This is a genomic window from Ensifer sp. R-19 (genome assembly GCF_049905105.1).
GTDB lineage: Bacteria > Pseudomonadota > Alphaproteobacteria > Rhizobiales > Rhizobiaceae > Ensifer.
Genome location: NZ_CP184569.1, coordinates 3,898,258 through 3,917,902, shown reverse-complemented (window position 1 = coordinate 3,917,902; position 19,645 = coordinate 3,898,258). Strand labels below are relative to the sequence as shown.

Annotated in this window: 22 protein-coding genes; 12 read left to right on the top strand and 10 right to left on the bottom strand. The window is 62.6% G+C overall.

Features of this window, described 5'->3' with window-relative positions; translation table 11 throughout:
* Window positions 1–69: 69 nt before the first annotated feature.
* Entirely contained in the window at window positions 70–1,890 is a 1,821-nt protein-coding gene (locus ACN9MO_RS18880) for a hypothetical protein (RefSeq protein ID WP_425985995.1), read from the bottom strand.
* Between the two features lie 148 nt (window positions 1,891–2,038).
* Here ACN9MO_RS18880 and ACN9MO_RS18875 point away from each other — a divergent pair, with 148 nt between their 5' ends.
* The 4 genes from ACN9MO_RS18875 to ACN9MO_RS18860 are packed head-to-tail and all read left to right on the top strand — an operon-like array spanning window position 2,039 to window position 4,378.
* Complete coding sequence (locus ACN9MO_RS18875) at window positions 2,039–3,079, top strand: glycosyltransferase family 2 protein (protein ID WP_425985992.1); 1,041 nt, start codon at window positions 2,039–2,041, stop codon at window positions 3,077–3,079.
* Window positions 3,076–3,780, top strand: a complete 705-nt coding sequence (locus ACN9MO_RS18870) for a class I SAM-dependent methyltransferase (RefSeq protein ID WP_058324558.1) — start codon at window positions 3,076–3,078, stop codon at window positions 3,778–3,780. Before ACN9MO_RS18875 ends, ACN9MO_RS18870 begins: the two co-directional genes overlap by 4 nt.
* A 9-nt stretch (window positions 3,781–3,789) precedes the next feature.
* Window positions 3,790–4,152: a hypothetical protein gene (locus ACN9MO_RS18865; RefSeq protein ID WP_058324557.1), complete on the top strand. Its 363-nt coding sequence runs from the start codon at window positions 3,790–3,792 to the stop codon at window positions 4,150–4,152.
* A gap of 13 nt (window positions 4,153–4,165) precedes the next feature.
* Window positions 4,166–4,378, top strand: coding sequence for a hypothetical protein (locus ACN9MO_RS18860; RefSeq protein ID WP_113131985.1), 213 nt, complete (start codon window positions 4,166–4,168; stop codon window positions 4,376–4,378).
* 43 nt (window positions 4,379–4,421) lie between these two features.
* Here the strand turns inward: ACN9MO_RS18860 and ACN9MO_RS18855 are convergent, their stop codons facing one another.
* A complete protein-coding gene (locus ACN9MO_RS18855) occupies window positions 4,422–5,201 on the bottom strand; it encodes a helix-turn-helix domain-containing protein (protein WP_113131984.1) in 780 nt (259 codons plus the stop codon).
* A gap of 129 nt (window positions 5,202–5,330) precedes the next feature.
* Here ACN9MO_RS18855 and ACN9MO_RS18850 point away from each other — a divergent pair, with 129 nt between their 5' ends.
* Window positions 5,331–5,747, top strand: a complete 417-nt coding sequence (locus ACN9MO_RS18850) for a hypothetical protein (RefSeq protein ID WP_245296030.1) — start codon at window positions 5,331–5,333, stop codon at window positions 5,745–5,747.
* 73 nt (window positions 5,748–5,820) lie between these two features.
* Here ACN9MO_RS18850 and ACN9MO_RS18845 read toward each other — a convergent pair whose 3' ends face one another.
* The gene (locus tag ACN9MO_RS18845) at window positions 5,821–6,807 is read right to left on the bottom strand and encodes a Gfo/Idh/MocA family protein (protein ID WP_058326224.1); all 987 of its coding nucleotides are present in this window, start codon (window positions 6,805–6,807) and stop codon (window positions 5,821–5,823) included.
* A gap of 200 nt (window positions 6,808–7,007) precedes the next feature.
* On the opposite strand from ACN9MO_RS18845, the gene ACN9MO_RS18840 reads away from it, so the two are divergent.
* Together ACN9MO_RS18840 and ACN9MO_RS18835 are read left to right on the top strand one after the other, a co-directional pair.
* Complete coding sequence (locus ACN9MO_RS18840; RefSeq protein ID WP_058326223.1) at window positions 7,008–7,958, top strand: aldo/keto reductase; 951 nt, start codon at window positions 7,008–7,010, stop codon at window positions 7,956–7,958.
* 19 nt (window positions 7,959–7,977) lie between these two features.
* A complete protein-coding gene (locus ACN9MO_RS18835; RefSeq protein WP_058324627.1) occupies window positions 7,978–8,451 on the top strand; it encodes a GNAT family N-acetyltransferase in 474 nt (157 codons plus the stop codon).
* Here ACN9MO_RS18835 and ACN9MO_RS18830 read toward each other — a convergent pair.
* On the bottom strand, window positions 8,403–9,038 hold the full coding sequence (locus ACN9MO_RS18830) for a hypothetical protein (protein WP_057247876.1): 636 nt from the start codon (window positions 9,036–9,038) through the stop codon (window positions 8,403–8,405). The genes ACN9MO_RS18835 and ACN9MO_RS18830 overlap by 49 nt on opposite strands.
* Before the next feature lie 89 nt (window positions 9,039–9,127).
* A complete protein-coding gene (locus tag ACN9MO_RS18825) occupies window positions 9,128–10,015 on the bottom strand; it encodes a LysR family transcriptional regulator (protein ID WP_112994193.1) in 888 nt (295 codons plus the stop codon).
* A gap of 246 nt (window positions 10,016–10,261) precedes the next feature.
* Between ACN9MO_RS18825 and ACN9MO_RS18820 the strand changes: the two genes are divergently transcribed.
* The 3 genes from ACN9MO_RS18820 (at window position 10,262) to ACN9MO_RS18810 (ending at window position 12,222) form a co-directional block, all read left to right on the top strand.
* Complete coding sequence (locus ACN9MO_RS18820; RefSeq protein ID WP_112994194.1) at window positions 10,262–11,257, top strand: aldo/keto reductase; 996 nt, start codon at window positions 10,262–10,264, stop codon at window positions 11,255–11,257.
* Window positions 11,258–11,464: 207 nt separating this feature from the next.
* Entirely contained in the window at window positions 11,465–11,824 is a 360-nt protein-coding gene (locus tag ACN9MO_RS18815) for a nuclear transport factor 2 family protein (protein WP_057247873.1), read from the top strand.
* The gene (locus ACN9MO_RS18810) at window positions 11,824–12,222 is read left to right on the top strand and encodes a VOC family protein (protein ID WP_058326220.1); all 399 of its coding nucleotides are present in this window, start codon (window positions 11,824–11,826) and stop codon (window positions 12,220–12,222) included. Before ACN9MO_RS18815 ends, ACN9MO_RS18810 begins: the two co-directional genes overlap by 1 nt.
* A gap of 64 nt (window positions 12,223–12,286) precedes the next feature.
* Here the strand turns inward: ACN9MO_RS18810 and pheT are convergent, their stop codons facing one another.
* The 5 genes from pheT to infC all read right to left on the bottom strand — a co-directional run bounded on the left by pheT (window position 12,287) and on the right by infC (window position 17,701).
* Entirely contained in the window at window positions 12,287–14,713 is a 2,427-nt protein-coding gene (gene pheT, locus ACN9MO_RS18805; RefSeq protein ID WP_113131983.1) for a phenylalanine--tRNA ligase subunit beta, read from the bottom strand.
* 131 nt (window positions 14,714–14,844) lie between these two features.
* Window positions 14,845–15,927, bottom strand: a complete 1,083-nt coding sequence (pheS, locus tag ACN9MO_RS18800; protein WP_057247870.1) for a phenylalanine--tRNA ligase subunit alpha — start codon at window positions 15,925–15,927, stop codon at window positions 14,845–14,847.
* Window positions 15,928–16,199: 272 nt separating this feature from the next.
* The gene (rplT, locus tag ACN9MO_RS18795) at window positions 16,200–16,604 is read right to left on the bottom strand and encodes a 50S ribosomal protein L20 (protein ID WP_025425551.1); all 405 of its coding nucleotides are present in this window, start codon (window positions 16,602–16,604) and stop codon (window positions 16,200–16,202) included.
* A 39-nt stretch (window positions 16,605–16,643) separates the two neighbouring features.
* On the bottom strand, window positions 16,644–16,847 hold the full coding sequence (gene rpmI / locus ACN9MO_RS18790; RefSeq protein ID WP_025425550.1) for a 50S ribosomal protein L35: 204 nt from the start codon (window positions 16,845–16,847) through the stop codon (window positions 16,644–16,646).
* 317 nt (window positions 16,848–17,164) lie between these two features.
* On the bottom strand, window positions 17,165–17,701 hold the full coding sequence (infC, locus tag ACN9MO_RS18785) for a translation initiation factor IF-3 (protein ID WP_057247869.1): 537 nt from the start codon (window positions 17,699–17,701) through the stop codon (window positions 17,165–17,167).
* A gap of 219 nt (window positions 17,702–17,920) precedes the next feature.
* Here infC and ACN9MO_RS18780 point away from each other — a divergent pair, with 219 nt between their 5' ends.
* Together ACN9MO_RS18780 and ACN9MO_RS18775 are read left to right on the top strand one after the other, a co-directional pair.
* Window positions 17,921–18,721, top strand: a complete 801-nt coding sequence (locus tag ACN9MO_RS18780; protein ID WP_113131982.1) for an alpha/beta fold hydrolase — start codon at window positions 17,921–17,923, stop codon at window positions 18,719–18,721.
* Window positions 18,722–19,009: 288 nt separating this feature from the next.
* Window positions 19,010–19,630, top strand: coding sequence for a transglutaminase-like cysteine peptidase (locus ACN9MO_RS18775; RefSeq protein ID WP_057247867.1), 621 nt, complete (start codon window positions 19,010–19,012; stop codon window positions 19,628–19,630).
* Window positions 19,631–19,645: the final 15 nt, after the last annotated feature.

Below are 19,645 nucleotides of genomic sequence, written 5' to 3'. Positions count from 1 at the left end.
TTACCGCACCCTTCGCCGAAGGCCAGCACATCCGTTGCGCTTTCCAACGCCCCAAGCGGCCGACGCCGCTTACGGTTTCAGCGCATAGAGGCGAATGGGCGAACCCTCGGAAACCGGAAGGGGCGAAAGGAACGCCGGCACGCGCCCGGCGGCAAGCTCAGCATAGAAGCCTTGTGGCGCCCGCGCGGCGATCATTCGCGCCTGCACGTCCGCAGCGCAGAAGGCCAGGACCGGATGTCCGAGCTGGCGCAACATGGCCGCCGCGTCCTCGGCCGGTGCCAGACCGATCTTCAGCTCCATGAGCATGCCGGCGGCATTGCGATGGTAGGGTGCGCTCAGCACGCGGTGCTGGGTGCGGCGAAGCAGGGTTGCACCGATATCCGATGGCCCGACAATGAACGACGGCGGCAAGCCTTCCAGATCGGTCAGCGATGACGTTGTCAGGCACGCCTTACCGTTCGAGGTTGCGGTTTCACCCGCCACAACTCCTCCGATTCCCTTGTCGACAAGAACCCCGGCAATGGCCCAAACCGCTGGAACCGAAATGAGAAGCGTGCCGACATAGAGCAGAGACGCGCCCACGCCTGCCGTTCCGCCGTTTGAGCGGGCACGCAGATTCGAGAGCAGCAACGCGATCGGTACGATCGCCAGGAGATTGGAAAAGGCCATTCCGCGTACCTGGATGAGCGCAATCATCAGGCTCGAAGACACAAGCGCGAAGAGGATGAGGTTGAGATCGACCCTGTCGCGACGCCAGATGCGCCAGGCACAGAGAAGCGCGGCAAAGGCACCGGTGAAGTAGTAGGCGCCGATGCTCGCGGGTTCCCCCGTTGCAACGGCTGCGAAAGAGCGCGCTTCGGTGACGTTGTCGAGCCACAGCTCGCGGAGCAACGGGTCAAGCGCTGCCAAGGGATTGCCCAGGCATTGCGGCGCCACCCACAGTGCCACGACAATGACCCCCAGGCCGCAAGCGCCAAGGGCAAAACACCGCACGACAGTCGACCGACGGCTTAGCGTGGCGGCGGCAAGCGCCAGCAGGCCGCCTCCGGTCAGCGCCAGCGAGTAGAAGGCGATCGAGAGGTTGTCGCAGGTTGCGGCCAGGTAGAGGCGCGGCGGTACCGTCACGAAGAAGAAGAGGCTCAGGGTTGCAGCGAGCGAAAGGCCAAAGGCAACGGTAGCCTGCGAAGCCTGTCGGCCGACCCAAACCCACTGGCAGGCAACGACCGCGCAGACCACGGCCACAAACGGCGTCGTTTCCGCACCAATGGCAATCGCCAGCGCCGCCGCCAATCCTGCAATGGCGTAGCTCGACGCGCGAAACTCTCGATCGACCAGCGTTGCTGCCATGGCTGCGACGAGTACCAACTGCACGTTGTGGTGATCGATCGAGCCGCCAAGGAAGCGATTGGTGGTGACGATGAAGATCGTGGTGAGTCCCAGGCAGAAATGCATCGCCGCCACGCCACCGGCACGACGGCCGGCCAGGCCCATGGCCGCCAGCAACGGGATCGCAAGCGAAATCGGCCAGAACCCCAAGGCCAAAGTTTCAGCCTGCGCCGTCCCGACGAAAGGCCTGAAGACGGAAATGAGTGCGGCGATCGGCAGGTCGATGAGGCGCGACCAGTGCATCAGCGTGCCGCCTTCCAGGCCGAGGCGGGCTTGCGTCAGGTCGAACCAGCTCTGGCCAGCGAGGAGATCGCGGACCTGAACCAGACGCATGACATCATCATTGTCGCGGCCAACATAGTCGGACGCCATCAGGAACCGGGCGACAAGGACGAGGATGGTGGGAGCGCCGTAGACGAACACCATCGAACGCAGGCTCGACCAGAACGGCCTCGGCGCGTTCTTCGAAATCGCCTCAGAAAGCGTCGCCGTCCCGTTCGCCATGGATCCTCGCCCGTCTCGATCACATCGCAACCTAACGACGAGCGCTCAAAAAAGCGTAAAGCCCACGACAATTTGGGGGGTTGCGCGCACGGACGCGGCCCTTGGCGTCTTGTTAACACCCTGATGCCTATGATGACGCCGACCCAACATGAGCCGAGCCACCCGGATGTTCGACCGTTTCAACATCGCCGTTCTGCTGCCTTGCTACAACGAAGCGTCGACCATCGGGCAAGTGGTTCAGGGCTTCCAGGCGGCACTGCCGACGGCGCAGATCTATGTCTACGACAACAATTCGACGGACGGCACGGCGCTGAAGGCCATGCTTGCCGGTGCGACCGTCGTGCGCGAGCGCCGGCAGGGCAAGGGGCACGTGGTGCGCCGGATGCTCGCCGATATCGATGCCGACATCTATGTGATGGCCGACGGCGACAGCACCTATTGTCCGACGGATGCGGAAGATCTGATCCGCACCTTGATCACAGAGCGCGCTGACATGGTCGTCGGGACGCGGCGCGGCGTCCACAACGACGCGGGCAGACAGGGTCATGCGCTCGGCAACAGGCTCTTCAACCTTCTCTACCGATCGATGTTCGGTACGGATTTCAACGACATCTTCTCCGGCTACCGGGTCTTTTCGCGGCGGTTCGCCAAGAGCTTCCCTGCCGTTTCGAACGGCTTCGAGATCGAGACGGAGATGTCGGTCCATGCCTCGCGGCTGAAACTGCCGGTCGCAGAGCTTGAACTGGACTATGGCCGAAGACCCGACGGCTCCCATTCCAAGCTGTCGACATACAGGGACGGCGCCAAGATCCTCTGGACCTTCGCAATGCTCATGAAAGAAACGCGGCCTTTCACGTTCTTCGGACTGATCGGCATGGCTTTCCTCTCGACGAGCGTCGGTTTCATGATGCCGGTGCTGCTCGAGTATTTCGCCACCGGGCTCGTGCCGCGCATGCCGACCTGGGTCTTCGCGCTGGCCATGCTGATGGTGTCGATCATCATGTTCACGGCGGGCCTGATCCTCGATTCCGTCTCACGGGCCCGGACCGAGCAGCTTCGTCTTCACTATATCGCAACCGCCGCACGGGCCGCTCCCCTCGACAGCGCGAAGGGCGGCCTCGCTTTGTCCCAGACCGAGGACTTGGTGATCGGAACGCAGGCACGGATCGTTCGGGAACGTCACGGATGAACCGGGAAACAACCAACCGCATACGCTTCATCATCGAAGACGTCATACCGCCGATCCTCAGGGATTCGCGCCTGTTCAAGGGCATGGCGAGCCTCGCCTGGGGCAAGCATATCGCGCATCTCGCGGAGTTTCGCGCGCGGGCGCCGTTCCTGTCGGCACGCGAATACGAAGACCTCTATCGGCGCCATCCGAGGGTTCACGAGGGAACGGACAATTCCGAAGCCTGCGTGCGCAAGATCGCCGCAAGCGTCGTCGGCGACAGCGTCTGCGACGTCGGCTGCGGAACCGGCGTTCTGTTGAAACGCATCCGCGCTGCCAATCCCGAGGTCAAGCGCCTGACAGGCGTCGACTTCGCCATCGACGACGCGGCCCGGATCGAGGGCGTGGAATATCACGCGGCGATGATCGAGGACCTGCCATTTGCGGATGGCGAGTTCGACACCGTCGTCTGCACCCATGTCATCGAACATATCCTCGACTATCGCAAAGCGATCTCCGAACTTCGACGGATTGCCCGCCGGCGCCTGATCATTGTCGTGCCACGCGAGCGCGAGTATCGCTACACCTTCAATCCGCACTTCAATTTCTTCCCCTATACCCACTCCTTCCTTCGCGCGGTGCATCCGGTGCCAGCCGAGCACGAGTGCATCGATATCGGCCGCGACATCTACTATCGCGAAGACAAAGCTCTGGCGGTGTGAGACGTGGCGATGAACCTCAATCTTCAGCCCGCCGTCTGGTTCGGACTGTTCTTCACGCCGGTGCTGATTTCGGCCGGTCAGATCCTCTTCAAATTGACAAGCGCCAAGACCGGCGACGCCAACGCGCAAGGGCTGCTGGCGCTGGCCCTTAACCCGACATTGCTCACCGCCTTGGCCGTCTACGGCATCGGCACGATCATCTGGATCTTCACGATCAAGTCCGTGCCGCTGACGATCGCCTATTCGTTCATGGCGCTCACCTTCTGCATTGTGCCGCTGCTTGCCGTCGTCTTTCTCGGCGAGGCGGTGACGCTACGCTACGCGCTCGGTGCCGCGCTGATCATCAGCGGCATGATCATCATCAACTCGTAAGGGTACCGGGACCATGATCGTCACCGCCTCCTTCCTTCTCGGCATCATCACATGCGGTCTGCGCTCTGCGCGTGTCTGCGTGCTGGTCGGTGCGGTGCTGCTGGCTTTGGCAGGTGTCAGCGGCAGCTGGGTCGAAGCGGCGGCAGCGATCGGCGCCTATAATATGGGCGTCGCGTTGATGCTATGCGGCGCCATCGCAGTCGGCCTGCAGCGCGACAGCCGCTAGAGCGCCGCGCGTTCAGACGAACGCACAAAGGACGCTTTAGCACTTATCCTTTTCGCTCGAAAAACGCCTTGGTCTCCTCGTCCGCAGGGAAGAAGGATTCGATCAGCACACCCTCCACCAGCGCATCCTGGGTCGAGCCGAAGGTCTGCAGCGTGGTGATGAAGCTCAGCCGCAAGCCGCCGACATCGAGTTCGATCGGCAGAACGGGCAGCCGGTCAGTGTCCGGATGATTCTCGACCGCGCGCGCCACTGCGGGATTGGACGCGGCCTTCTCCAGGCGTTTGCCGAGGCGGCTGCGCGGTCCTTGCAGCCAGGCCTCCGTGCGCACGCGCTGCACGAGATCGGCGGCCGCCGGCTCCCAATTGACGACCAGCTTGCGCACATTGTCATTGCCGAGGAAGGTGTCGAGGAAATTTTCTCCCGGCTGGAACGGAATGTCGGCGGCGACGGCCAGGCTCGCCAGCGCCGGGTTGACCACCAGCAACGTATATTCGTGGTCGAGCACCAGGCCGGGATAGGGATCGTGGCGCGCCAGGATCAGCCTGATGGCATTGGCGACGGCCGGCGGCATGGCGTCCAGGCCCGCGGCCGGCCGTGTCGCCATGCGCGGTCGATAGCCGGCTGCCGAAAACAGCGTCCCCTGGTCGCGGGCCGGGACTTCCAGCACCGAGGCCAACCGCAGGATCATGCCTTCCGACGGTTTCGAGCGGCCGGTTTCGAGGAACGAGAGGTGACGCGCCGAAATGCCGGCGGCGACCGCCAGGTCGAGCTGGCTCATGCGGCGGTGTCCGCGCCACTCCTTCAGATGTTCGCCAAACTGCATGTGTCGTGATTCTCCATTTGCCCGGCAGACTGGCGCGCGGGCCGAGTAAAATCCATTACCTCAGAGGTAATTGGTTTGATGACGTCATCGGCGCAACATCCGGCCATCGACAAACGGATGGAGCCGAAGATGACCCTCTCGAACCGCAGCCCGCTCAACAAGACCTTCCTCGCCGACGGCGCCTTCTCGCTCGTCTCCGGCGCCGCGCTGATCCTCGCAGCAGTGCCGCTGGCTGCACTGGTCAACGCCGCCGCGACGCCCCTCATCACGCCTGTCATGTTGAAGGCGCTGGGTGCCGGTCTGTTGATCTGGGGGATATTCCACCTCTCGGCGGCGCGCAATGGCGGCCCGGTGACGGCTTCGGCGCGCATCAGCATCGCCGGCGACATGCTCTGGCAGGTAGGAAGCTTGGCATTGCTGCTCGCCGCCTATGCCTCCCTTTCCGCCGCCGGCATTGCCCTCGTCGTCATCGGCATGATCGGCGTCGCCGACTTCCTGTTCTTCAAGCTGCGCGGTCTGGCGCAGGAGCGCGGGGCGATCGCCTGACGGATGGTCTCAAGAGATCGCGAAAGGCGTCCGCCGGTCATGCCGGCGGACCTTCTCGTATTCTTCGATCGTCTCAGATGGTCTCCCAGCCATCCTTGGCGCTGGCGCGATAGATCGCGTCGATGAATTTCTGATTGAGACGCGAATTCTCGAGCGTCACCACTTCCTCGTCCTCACCCTTGGCGGCGCGCGAGAAGGCTTCCGCCTGAAGCTTGTACTGGCGGGCATCCTGGAAGCGGAAGAGCTGGGACTGGGCGTGGTTCTGGTTCGTCAATTCCACCTCCTCACGGCCGTAACGATCGGCGTTGAAGGGCGACTTCACCTCGATGAAGCCCTTGTCGCCATGGAAGACCATGACCTGGCGGGCGGCGAGCTGGGTGGAGATATAGAAGCTCAGCTCGAAATCGCCGAAGTCTGCCCGCACGCTCGAATAGATGTCCGTGCCGAATTCCGGATCGCGATCGGTGCTTGCCTGCGCCCGCACCGGCTCCTTGCCGGTGACGAAACGGGTGGTGATCGTCGGGTACACACCGATATCCGGCAGACCGCCGCCGCCGAGCGCTGGAATGTTGCGCATGTTGTTGGGGTCGCGGTTGAAATAGGTGAAGGCGCCCTGGACGTGGCGCAGCCGGCCGATCGCGCCTTCGGCCAGCAGCGAGCGCACCTTGCGCCAGACGGGGCTGTAGGTGACCATGAAGGCTTCGGCGATCACCACGCCATTGCGATCTCGCGCCGCAATCAGCGTATCGATCTCGGAGGCGCGTAGCGCAATCGGCTTTTCGCACAGCACGTGTTTTCCAGCGTCGGCCGCCTTGATTGACCATTCGACGTGCTGCGCCGTCGGGAGCGGAATGTAGACCGCATCGATCACGTCGGACGCCAGCATCTCCTCGTAGGAACCGAAGGCATGCGGTGCGGAGAAGCGATCGGCCATCGCCCGGGCTTTTGCGAAGTCGCGGCTGGCTACAGCCGAAACGACGCAGTTTTCCGCGTCCTGAATGGCCGGCACGACGAGGTCGCGGCCGATCCGGGCCGTGGACAGAATTCCGAAACGTAACATGGTGAAGCTCCCTGATTTTGCGGCCGAGACTAGCGCCGAGGTACGTACCTATCAAGCGATTGATACCGTTCCGGCCGAGATTCGCGTTTCGCAGAAAAAAGCCGGCAGACGGGTGACAATGTCAGCTTTTCTGCCCTATCTTTCCCTTCGCAATCCTCCCGATCGCGATATGCTTTCATCCAGTCCAATGGAGCGAAACCATGGAAAAACTGAGACTTGGCCGTACCGACCTGACAATCGCGCCCCTTGTCTTCGGCGGCAATGTCTTCGGCTGGACCGCCGACGAAAAGACCTCCTTTGCGCTGCTCGACGCCTTTTTCGATGCCGGGTTCAACGCCATCGATACGGCTGATGTCTACTCCTCCTGGGCGCCGGGCAATCAGGGCGGCGAATCCGAAACGATCATCGGCAAATGGCTGAAACAGTCCGGCCGGTCGCGCGACAAGGCCGTCATCGTCACCAAGGTCGGCTCCGAACTCGGGCCCGACCGCAAGGGGCTTTCGCGCCGCTGGATCCTGCAGGCGGTCGAGGATTCGCTGCAGCGGCTGCAGACCGACCATATCGATCTCTATCTCTCCCATTGGCCCGATCCGGAAACGCCCTACGAGGAGACGCTGACGGCCTACGACCAGTTGCTGACCGAGGGCAAGGTCCGGGCCATCGGCGCCTCCAACCTGAACTCGCTGCAACTGCGCGAGGCGCTCGACGTATCCGCAAACCAGGGCCTGCCGCGCTATCAGGTGTTGCAGCCGGAATACAATCTCTACGACCGCGACGCGTTCGAAGGGCCGCTGCGCGATCTCTGCATTGCCGAGGAGATCGGCGTCATCAGCTATTTCGGGCTGGCGCGCGGCTTTCTCTCGGGAAAGTACCGGACGCACAAGGACCTCGAAGGCTCGGCACGCGGCAGCGGCGTCGAGAAATATCTTGACGGGCGCGGCATGCGCATCCTCGGCGTGCTCGACGACATCGCCGCCGACACCGGAGCGACCCAGGCGGAAATCGCGCTCGCCTGGATCCGGACGCGCAAGGGCGTCACGGCGCCGATCGCCAGCGCCACCAGCCTCGCGCAATTGGAGAGCCTCATTCGTTCTGCCGCACTGGAGCTGTCGGATGAAGCGATCCGAAAGCTCAACGATGTGGGCGAATGACGGGAGCAAAACCAACCCGATGGCATTGACGACACGCGCTGCGACAGCCGGCGACGAGGCGGACTGGCGCCGCCTCTGGGCCGGCTATGTCGCCTTTTCCGGCACCGATCTCGCCGGGGACATCATCGACCTCACCTGGAAGAGGCTGACCGATCCCTCGACGCCGCTTTTCGCGCGCTTGGCGATCCTCGACGAAAAGACGGTGGGCTTTGCCATCTGCCAGGAGCAACTCGCCACCTTCTTCCGGCAACCGATCTGCTACATCGAGGATCTCTATGTCGATCCCGCCGCACGCGGCCAGGGCGTGGCACGGGCAATGATCGACGATCTCATCGCGCATTGTCAGGAGAAAGGCTGGGACCGGCTCTACTGGTACACCGAGGCCGACAATGCCATGGCGCGGCGGCTCTACGACCGCTACTCCGGGACCGACGAGCACGTGCGCTACAAGGTCAATTTCGGCACGTTCCTCAAATCCGGAAATCCGGCATAGGCCTCGGCATGGCTACCGGCCTGATTTGCCATGCCGGCCTTCGTCAGCAGCCCGCGCGGTTGGATAAAACTCGATATCCGACGCGCCGGCCGCTCGTGCCACTGGATGTTGAAGGCCCATAACTTCGGGAAAAAGCAAAGCGAGGCATAGGGCAGATGGTCGTGGATCCACCAGGCGATCGACTGCCAGCCGCCGATATCGCCGCGGCGATCCCAGACCCAGGGGATGACGATGCAGGCGCTGGCGCCGATGCATCCGTCGGCATCGCGCATGTCCCAGATATGGTCGGCGGCCGAAGCGGCATTGGTCGAGCAGTTGAGACCATTGGCATTGCCGAAGCCGTTGACGGCGCGGTTGCGGTAGCCTGAGCGAATGACGAGGCGACCGAAGGTCGCCTCTAGCGGCTCCAGCAGCTCCTCGCAGAGGCGGCGCCCGGCCTCGATCGCGAGATCCGGATCGTCAGGAATGTTCGGGATGCGATAGAAATCGGCGATCTCCGAATGCAGAAAGTCGCGGAAGAAGAAATTCCTGGACAACCGTACCCGGCCGAGATCTTCGAGACCCTTCATCGAACCGGGCTTCTTCATCGTTTTCCTTTCTCATCCGAACAAACGGAGTGCGAGACCAATGGCATTCCAAATCCGGCCCAACGGCGCCACCCAATTCCACACCGCGGCTATCTGTGCCGGAAGAAATCGATGAAGGCGCGCAGTGCCGGCCGCATCTGCCTGCGGCTTGGATAATAAAGATAGGGGCCGGCATAGGGTGCGCACCAGTCTTCCATGACACGCTCCAGCCGTCCTTCGGCGATCGCCGTTTCCACCCGCGACAGGAAGAGATAGGCAAGCCCGGCGCCGCCCATCGCCGCCTTGATGATCGGCCGGTCCTCGCCGAGGATCAGCGGGCCCTCGACCGATACCGTCAGCTCCTCACCGCCCTTCTCGAACTCCCAGCGATAAAGCGTGCCGTTGGAGAAGCGTCGGCGGATGCAACGATGCTCCGCCAGGTCGCGCGGATGCTGCGGCCGCCCGTGGCGCTCGAAGTAGTCGGGCGAAGCGACGACGGCGCTTTCCAACTCAGGCCCAACTTTGACGGCGATCATATCGGCTTCCAGGCTTTCGCCGAGCCTGATGCCAGCGTCGTAGCCTTCTTCGACAATATTGGTGAAGCCATCCTCATTGGCGATTTCCAGGACGATCTCCGGATAGAGGTTCAGGAACGCGCCGAGCCTTGGCGCGACGATCAGATCTGCTGCAAACCGCGGCGCCGTGATGCGCAGATTGCCTGCGGGACGCTCGCGGGCGTCCGCGGCCGCTTCCAACGCATGGGCGATCTCGTCCAGCGCCGGTGCCAGCCTTTCGAGCAGCCGGCGACCCTCCTCGGTCGGCGCGACGCTCCGTGTGGTGCGCGCCAGCAGGCGAATCCCAAGGCTCGCCTCGAGGCTGCCGACGGCGTGGCTGACGGCCGACGGCGCCACGCCGAGTTCTCGGGCGGCCCCGCGAAAACTGCCATGGGCGGCAACGGCGGCCAATACCGCGAGTTGAGAGAGCTGCGTTCTGTTCATTGATCGAAATAATAGAACAGCCCGTGAGAATTGACAGTGATTTTCAGCCGCCGCGCATGGCCCTATTCTTCAATCGTCGCCAACGTCTGGACGAAGCGAGGAGCTCGTCTGCGATGGCAACGAGGAACCGTCGGCCGCCATTCAGGCGCATCGGCGGTGTCCAGCCACCAATTCATGCCTCGGACGATAGACGCGCCCTCCCAGCGTGCTAGTTCCGACGCGTGGCAGCCAGACAAAGGAAACGACATGAAGACCCGCAAACTCGGGAACGACCTTACCGTCTCCACCATCGGCCTCGGCTGCATGGGCATGAGTTTCGCCTATGGCGCAGCCGATGAGGCGGAATCGATACGCACCCTTCACCGCGCCGTCGACCTCGGCATCACCTTCTTCGACACGGCCGAAGTCTATGGTCCGTTCGAAAACGAGAAACTGCTCGGCAAAGCGCTCGGTGCCGTGCGCGACAAGGTGACGATCGCCACCAAATTCGGCTTCCGCATCGAAGCCGGGGTGCCGGCGGCCCAAGCGATCAAGGGCGTCGACGGACGGCCGGAGCACGCGAAGGCGGTGGCCGAAGCCTCGCTCAAGCGGCTCGGCACCGATGTCATCGACCTCTATTACCAGCACCGTGTCGACCCGGAGGTTCCGATCGAGGATACCGTCGGCGCCATGGCCGAATTGGTGCGCGAGGGCAAGGTACGGGCGCTCGGCCTTTCCGAAGCGAGTGCCGCCACCATCCGTCGGGCCTACAAGGTTCATCCGATCGCCGCCGTGCAGAGCGAGTATTCGCTGTGGTCGCGTGACCCGGAAGCGGACGTGCTCGCCACCTGCCGCGAACTCGGCATCGGCTTCGTGCCCTACAGCCCACTCGGGCGCGGCATGCTGACCGGCGCGCTGCGCAAGGCCGATGATCTGGAAGCCAACGATTTCCGGCGCTCGCTACCGCGTTTCCAGGCGGAGAATTTCGACGCCAACGTCCGGCTGGTCGAAACGCTTCAAGCGCTGGCTGAGGAGAAGGGTGTGACCGCGGCTCAACTCGCGCTCGCCTGGGTCATCAACCAGGGTGATTTCATCGTGCCTATCCCGGGCGCCCGCAAGCTCGACCATCTGGAGCAGAATGCCGCCGCGGCAGGCATCTCGCTCAGTGCCGAGGAATCCAGCCGCCTTGCCGAAGCGCTGTCGCCGGCACTTGTCGCTGGCAATCGCTACACGGACGCATCGCTGGCGCTCACCAACCGTTGACCTTGAGCGTTTCCAGGAGAAACGGAGTCTTGGAAACGCTCTATCTCCGTGATTTCACCGCATTTCCTGACGGAAAACCGCTTCGCACTTTTCCTGTAAATGCTCCATTTCTCCCCGCCTTCCGTGAAGGGCGGGGAGATTTGCCATCGAAATTCACGCCGGACGCACTACCTCTCAACCAACGGCAACAAATCCGGAGGAGCGGGAATGTCCGACGAGCAGGCGATCAGCGCGGTGGTGCACCTCTATGTCGACGGCATGGCCTTTGCCAACGAGGGCGCGCTGCGCAAGGCGTTTCACCCCGATGCGGCGATTATCGGCAACTACAAGGGCGCGCTCGAATGGACGACGCGCGACGGCTTCATCAAGACGATCATCGAGACGGGTGCAGCCCCCCCTGGAACCCAGCCGGAGATGGACGTGCAGAAGATCGATATCACCGGTGACACTGCAACCGTGAGGGTGGTCGACAGTTTCGCCGGCGAACGCTATTCCGATCATCTGTCGCTGGTGAAGATCGACGGGCGCTGGGTGATCGTCAACAAGGTCTTCCATCAGCACGCGTGATGACGGCACCCCCAGAGAAACCCGAGCCGACGGGCAGGCTCATCGGCATCGACCATATCCAGCTTGCCATGCCGGCGGGTGCCGAACCGGCGGCACGCGGCTTCTACAGCGGTCTCCTCGGCCTCTCGGAGGTGAGCAAGCCGGCCAATCTTCTCGCGCGTGGCGGCTGCTGGTTCGAACAGGGCAGCATCCGCCTGCATCTCGGCATCGACCAAGACTTCAGGCCGGCACGCAAGGCCCACCCGGCCTTTCTCGTCGACAATCTCGACCGCCTGACGCTGCGGCTCGAAGCGGCCGGTGTGACGATCGCCCAGGACGAGCCGCTTGCCGGCTACCGCAGATGTTATGTCCACGATCCCTTCGGAAACCGCATCGAACTGATGCAGCGCGTGGATTGAACCGCAAAACGAAAAGGGCCGCTGGATCGCAGCGGCCCTTTCGATTGATACGTGCTTGAGCCGGTTACGCCCGCAGAACGCCGCCCGTCGACTTCGTCACATTGGCGACGATTTTGGCGGTGAGCGCTTCAAAATCCTCGTCGGTCAGCGTGCGCTCGACCGGCTGGATGGTGACCTCGATGGCGATCGACTTCTTGCCTTCGCCAAGCGAAGCGCCCTCGAAGACGTCGAAGACGCTGACGCCGGTGACCAGCTTGCGGTCGGCGCCGGAAGCGGCGCGCAGGATGGCGCCGGCCTCGACCGCCTTGTCGACGACGAAGGCGAAGTCGCGCTTGACCGCCTGGAACGGCGAGAGATCGAGCGCCGGCTTGGTGCGGGTCGCCTTCTTCTTCGGTTCGGGCATGGCGTCGACATAGATCTCGAAGCCGCAAAGCGCGCCGGAGACGTCGAGCGCTTCCAGCGTCTTCGGATGGAACTCGCCGAAGGTGCCGAGAACGATCTTCGGGCCGAGCTTGATCGTGCCGGAGCGGCCGGGATGGTACCAGGCGGGACCGCCCGGCTCGAACTGGACGTTGCCCATCGCCACGCCGCAGGCTTCAAGCACGGCAATCGCATCAGCCTTGGCGTCGAAAACGTCGACCGGCTTGCCACCGCCCTTGGCCGCGTTCGACCAGAGACGGCCGGCGCCGTTCAGCGCGGCCGTGCCGCGGCGGATGCCGCCGGCAACGCGGCGCTGCGCGTCCGGCGTATCGCCTTCATAGGTGCCCGAGACCTCGAAGATCGCAACGTCGCCAAAACCCTTGTCGGCATTGCGCCGGGCGGCCGTCAGCAGGCCCGGCAGCAGCGACGGGCGCATGTCCGACATGTCCGAGGCGATCGGATTGGCGAGCTTCAGCGCCGGCGCGCCGCCGCCGAAGAGCTTTGCCTGATCCTCGGAGATGAACGACCAGGTGACCGCTTCCAGCATCCCGCGGCTTGCAAGCGTACGCTTGGCAAGGCGCGTGCGGATCTGCAGCGTCGTCAGGATCTTGCCGTTGACCGTGCCATGGCTCGGCAGCGGGGCCGCAACGATGTTGTCGACGCCGTGGATGCGCATGACCTCTTCGACAAGATCGGCCTTGCCGTCGACATCCGGGCGCCAGGACGGAACCGAAACCTTGAAGCGTTCACCCGAGCCTTCAACACCGAAGCCGAGCTTCCTCAGGATCGAGATGCTCTCCTCGGAGGAAACCTCGAGACCGGTCAGGCGCTTCACCTCGGAAACCGGGAAATCGACGATCTTTGGCTGATAGCCGGCATAGCCGACCACTTCCGCCTTGGCGGCCTTGCCACCGCAGAGCTCGAGCACGAGCTCGGTGGTGCGCTCAAGGCCGGGCACCATGTATTCCGGGTCGACACCACGCTCGAAACGGTAACGCGCATCGGTGATGATGCCGAGCGTGCGGCCGGTCTTGGCGATGTTCATCGGATCCCAGAGCGCCGATTCGATCAGCACGTCGGTGGTGTTCTCGTCGCAGCCGGAATGCTCGCCGCCCATGACGCCGCCGATCGATTCGATCGCCTTTTCGTCCGATATGACGACGTTGTTGGGGCCGAGCTTGTATTCGCGCTGGTCGAGCGCCAGCACCGTCTCGCCGTCCCTGGCGCGGCGGACCGTCAGGTTGCCCTTGACCTTGGCGGCGTCGAAGACGTGCATCGGTCGGCCCTGGTCGAAGGTCATGTAGTTGGTGATGTCGACCAAAGCGTTGATCGGGCGAAGGCCGATCGCCAGCAGCCGCTGCTGCATCCACTTCGGCGACGGGCCGTTCTTGACGCCGCGCACGAGCCGCAGCGAGAAGCCCGGGCACAAGTGCCTGTCTTCGCCGAGGTCGAGCGTCAGCTTCACCGGCGTTTCGCCTTCGACGGCGAAGGAGGGCGCAGGCCGTGCTTTCAGCGTGCCGAGGCCGGAGGCCGCGAGGTCACGGGCAATGCCGTAGACACTGGTGCAGTCCGGGCGGTTTGGCGTCAGGTTGATCTCGATCATCGGATCGTCGAGACTGGCATAGGCGGCGTAGCTCGTACCGACCGGCGCGTCAGCCGGCAGGTCGATGATGCCGTTGTGATCCTCGGAGATCTGCAGTTCCTTTTCCGAGCACATCATGCCGCGGCTTTCGACACCGCGGATGGTGCCGACGGCGAGCGTCACGTCGATGCCGGGCACGTAGGTGCCGGGAGCGGCAAAGGCGCCGACGAGGCCGGTGCGCGCATTCGGCGCGCCGCAGACGACCTGGATCGGGGCGCCCGAGCCGGTGTCGACCATCAGTACGCGGAGTTTGTCGGCATTCGGATGCTGCTCGGCCGAGACGACCTTGGCGATGACGAAGGGCTTGAAGGCGGCCTTGTCGTCGACGTCCTCGACCTCGAGCCCGATCATCGTCAGCCGCGCGCAGATCTCTTCCAGCGAAGCGTCGGTATCAAGGTGGTCCTTGAGCCAGGAAAGCGTGAATTTCATGATTTCACCTGTGTCCTAGAGCATTTTGCAGTCAGGTGGCATCACCTGACGTCGCACAAATGCGGCAAAACAAAAAGAAGGAGCGGAAGCGCGAACGAATGTGAGCGCATCCGCTCTGATCAGCTGCGCGATCAGGCCGAGAGACCACCGAACAGCGTCGGCATGTCCAGCGGGCGGAAGCCGTAATGGGTCATCCAGCGAACGTCGGCATTGAAGAAGTCACGCAGGTCAGGCATGCCGTATTTCAGCATGGCGATGCGGTCGAGGCCCATGCCCCAGGCAAAACCCTGATACTCGTCGGGATCGAGCCCGCCGGACCGGAGCACGTTCGGATGCACCATGCCGCAGCCGAGGATCTCCATCCAATCGGTGCCTTCGCCGAACTTGACGATCGGGCCAGAGCGGTCGCACTGGATGTCGACTTCGAAGGACGGCTCGGTGAAGGGGAAGAAGGACGGACGGAAGCGCATCGTCACCTGGTCGACCTCGAAGAAGGCCTTGCAGAACTCTTCCAGAACCCAGCGCATGTTGGCGACATTCGCCGCCTTGTCGATCACCAGGCCTTCGACCTGGTGGAACATCGGCGAATGGGTCGCATCGGAATCCTGGCGATAGGTCTTGCCGGGGATGATGATGCGGATCGGCGGCTGCTGCGCTTCCATGGTGCGGATCTGCACCGGCGAGGTGTGCGTGCGCAGCACCTTGCGGTCGCCCTTCTCATCCGGATTGAAGAAGAAGGTGTCGTGCATCTCGCGGGCGGGATGCCCTTCCGGGAAATTCAGCGCCGTGAAATTGTAGTAGTCGGTCTCGATATCCGGACCTTCGGCGATCGAGAAACCCATGTCGCCGAAAATCGCGGTGATCTCGTCGACGATCTGGCTGATCGGATGAATGCGGCCGCGCTCGGCCGGCGAGGAGCGGACCGGCAGGCTGATGTCGACCGTCTCACGTGCCAGGCGCTCGGCGATCGCCTGATCCTTCAGCGCCGACTTGCGGGCGGCGATCGCGTCTGCGACCGTGGTCTTCAGCGCATTGATCTGCGCACCGCGGGTCTGGCGCTCTTCCGGCGTCATAGTGCCCAGTGTCTTCAGGAGCTCGGAGATCGAGCCCTTCTTGCCGAGCGCGTTGACGCGCACGGCCTCGATCGATCCCTCATCACCTGCGGCATCGATGTCCGCCAGCAGTATCCGTTCCAGTGTTTCCAGTTCGCTCATTCTGTCCTGCCTCGATGCGGGAATGGGTTCGGTTCTATATCGGCTCAAGTCTTCAGGAATGTGATCGCGCCGCGGTCGCAAAGAATGCCAGTGCAAAGACGCAGGGACGACGAAGCCGGAGGCCCGGCTGAAGCGTCGTCGGAAGGTGGAACCGGGGCAGTTCCTTTCGATCGTCTCGCACGTTCATCTCGCGAAATAAGAAAAACCCGCGCTAGCCCTGCCAGCGCGGGTTTCCCAACGAATTTTAAGTACGGTTTTGGGAAAACGCTGGCTTAACGGACAGCGCTTTCAAACTCGTTTGTCGTGCCGGCTTCCTTGAGGTAGGCAAGCGCCTTCTTGGAAGCTTCGACGAGGGCGCCGAATGCTGCCGGCTCATGGATAGCCATGTCGGACAGAACCTTGCGGTCGACTTCGATGCCAGCCTTGTTCAGGCCGTCGATGAAGCGGCCGTAGGTCAGGCCGAATTCGCGGACGGCAGCGTTGATGCGCTGGATCCAGAGAGCGCGGAAGTTGCGCTTGTTGACCTTGCGGTCGCGGTAAGCGAACTGCTTCGAACGATCAACCGCAGCCTTTGCAGCGCGGATGGTGTTCTTGCGGCGGCCGTAGAAGCCCTTGGCTGCCTTGAGTGTCTTCTTGTGCTTGGCGTGAGCGGTTACGCCGCGTTTTACACGTGCCATGTCATGATCTCCTTAACGTGTCCAAAATGCCTGAAAGTCTTAGAGACCGTTGGGCAGGTAGTTCTTGATGACCTTCTTGCCATCAGGCTCCGCGAGAACCATGGTTCCACGTGCGTCGCGGATGAACTTGTTGGAACGCTTGATCATGCCGTGGCGCTTGCCAGCAGCTGCTGCACGAACCTTGCCAGTAGCGGTGATCTTGAACCGCTTCTTGGCAGACGATTTCGTCTTCATCTTGGGCATTTTGCTACTCCATTTTTCTTAAGAATTCGAAACGGACAGACGAGGTCCATTTCCAGCGTTAAGAACGGCCACGGCATGCCCTGCCGGACCGTTCGGACGGGGGCTTATAACCGCACATGCCGAAAAGCGCAACTGGGGAATCGAAGATGGCGCTGCAAGCGGTGGCCGAACGCTTCCCCATACACCTCTAGCACGTTCGTCAGCGCATGCTCCAGGCGGGAGCGCGATCTGCGGCGGCCGCCGCCGGCCTCGAAGAAAAAAGCCGCCCGGAAGGCGGCTTTCATCAATTTGGTCTTACGACTGACGGCAGCGGCGGCTTAGCGCGGCGCCAGAACCATCATCATCTGGCGGCCTTCGAGCTTCGGCTCGGCCTCCACCTTGGCGATCGCCTGGGTATCATCCTTGACCTGGAGCAGAAGCTTCATGCCCAGTTCCTGGTGGGCCATTTCGCGGCCGCGGAACTTCAGCGTGACCTTGACCTTGTCGCCGTCCTCGAAGAACCGGTTCATCGCCTTCATCTTCACGTCATAGTCATGCGTGTCGATGTTCGGGCGCATCTTGATTTCTTTGATTTCGACGATCTTCTGCTTCTTGCGCGCTTCGGCCGCCTTCTTCTGGTTGGCGTATTTCAGCTTGCCAAGATCCAGAATCTTGCACACCGGCGGTTCGGAGTTCGGTGCGATCTCTACCAGATCAAGACCTGCTTCTTCCGCCATGCGGAGCGCCTGGTCGATCGGGACGGCACCGATATTCTGGCCTTCGGCATCGATAAGCTGAACCCGGGGCACCCGGATTTCCTTGTTTGAGCGCGGTCCCTCCTTGACGGGGGCGTCCGTTTTGAACGGTCTGCGAATGGTCGTACTCTCCTCGAGCTATTTCCGAAATGTTGTTTAATTCGTTCGCCGGCGCGATCACAAACGAAGCGCCTGAATCTGTCACCGACGGCAATGTGTGAATTGCGGCGCGAGAGTCAATAGCACGGCTTTCAAGGAAAATCACCACCTGTCGATACCAAGGCGAATCTGTTTTAGAAAGAAAATCGCCAGTTAAACGGGCTTTTGGAGATTACGGGCATGCACAATACGCCAGCCGAGACGGAAATCAGCTTCATCGAGGTCGGCACGGATGCGGCTCAGCGCAGGATCGCGATGCGCGTGCGCCACCCGGAGAAGCCATCGGGACAGCCGACGCTCGTCTGGCTCGGCGGCTACCGTTCGGACATGACCGGCACCAAGGCGGTCGAGGTCGAGCGCTATGCCATGGAACGGGGCGCGGCCTGCGTGCGCTTCGACTATTCCGGCCACGGCGCCTCCCGCGGCGCCTTCACCGATGGCACGATCTCGCGCTGGCTCGAGGAGAGCCTTGCGGTCATTGATCGGGCGGCGCCGGGCCGCGTCGTGCTGATCGGCTCGTCGATGGGCTGCTGGATTGCGCTGCGGGTCATCCAGGAGCTCAGGCAGCGTGGCGACGGAAACCGTGTCGCCGGCCTGGTGCTGATTGCGCCGGCGCCGGATTTCACCGCCGAACTGATCGAACCCAATCTGACGGAAGCGGAGAAAACTTCGCTTGCCGAACGCGGCTTTTTCGAGGAACCCTCCGAGTACAGCCCGGAGCCGAACATCTTCACCCGCGTCCTCATCGAAGACGGGCGCGTGAACCGGGTGCTTGAGGGCACGATCACCACCGGCTGTCCGGTGCACATTCTGCAAGGCATGCGCGACCCCGACGTTCCCTATACCCATGCGCTGCGGCTGATGGAGCACCTGCCCTCCGACGATGTCGTCATGACACTCATCCGCGATGGCGACCATCGCCTTTCGCGCGAAGAAGATATCGCTAAAATGAAGCAGGCCATCGGCACGATGCTCGCCTGAGCCCGGGCGGGAGAACGCCCCGCCCCTTCCGCCGCAAATTGCCCAAAAACCGCCGAGCGCCGTGGACCGCCCACGATGCAAGGGTTTTCGTGCGCGTGGTCTCGCTTTTAACCATAAAATCCGATGTCCCGATTCCGGCGATTGACTCTGCCGCGCCGACGCTATTAACTCTTTATTAACGATTAGAGCAGCGACGGGGACGAACCTAAAGAAGCTGCCTTCAACTCAGGATTGCGCGAATACGTCCGGACAGGAAGAGCCCGGCATACCGCGTTGCAGGGGACTTGTATGGCGTCTTGGACTGGAGTTAAGGGAAGTATCGCGGCGTTCTGCGCACTTTTCATTTCAGCAAACACGGCAATTCCTGCACAGGCAGGTTCTTCTCCATGGATGCAGACCGGCTCGGCGACATCGCAGCCGATCGGCCACTACGAATTCTGCCAGAAGTACAAGAGCGAATGCAATGTGCGCTCCAAGGGAACGGTTGCTCCGCGCGTGACCGAACGCGGCTGGGCCGCCATCCGGCAGGTGAATGCTGCGGTCAATCGCGAGATCACGCCGGTCACCGACCTGGAACTGCACGGCAGGGACGAAGTCTGGTCCTATCCGGACAACGCCGGCGACTGCGAGGACTTCGTGCTTGAGAAGCGCAAGCGCCTGATGAGCAAGGGCTTCCCGGCGAGCGATCTCCTGATCACCGTCGTTCGCAAGCCCGATGGCGAAGGCCATGCGGTGTTGACCGTGCGCACGGCGCAGGGCGACTTCATTCTCGACAATCTCGAAAACGGCGTAAGGCTCTGGACCAACACGCCCTACCGCTACCTGAAGCGCCAGGCCTCGAACCACAGCGGCCGTTGGGTCACCATCCAGAACGGCGCCGAAGTCGTCGTCGGCTCGGTCGGCAACTGATCCAAAGCAAAGTAA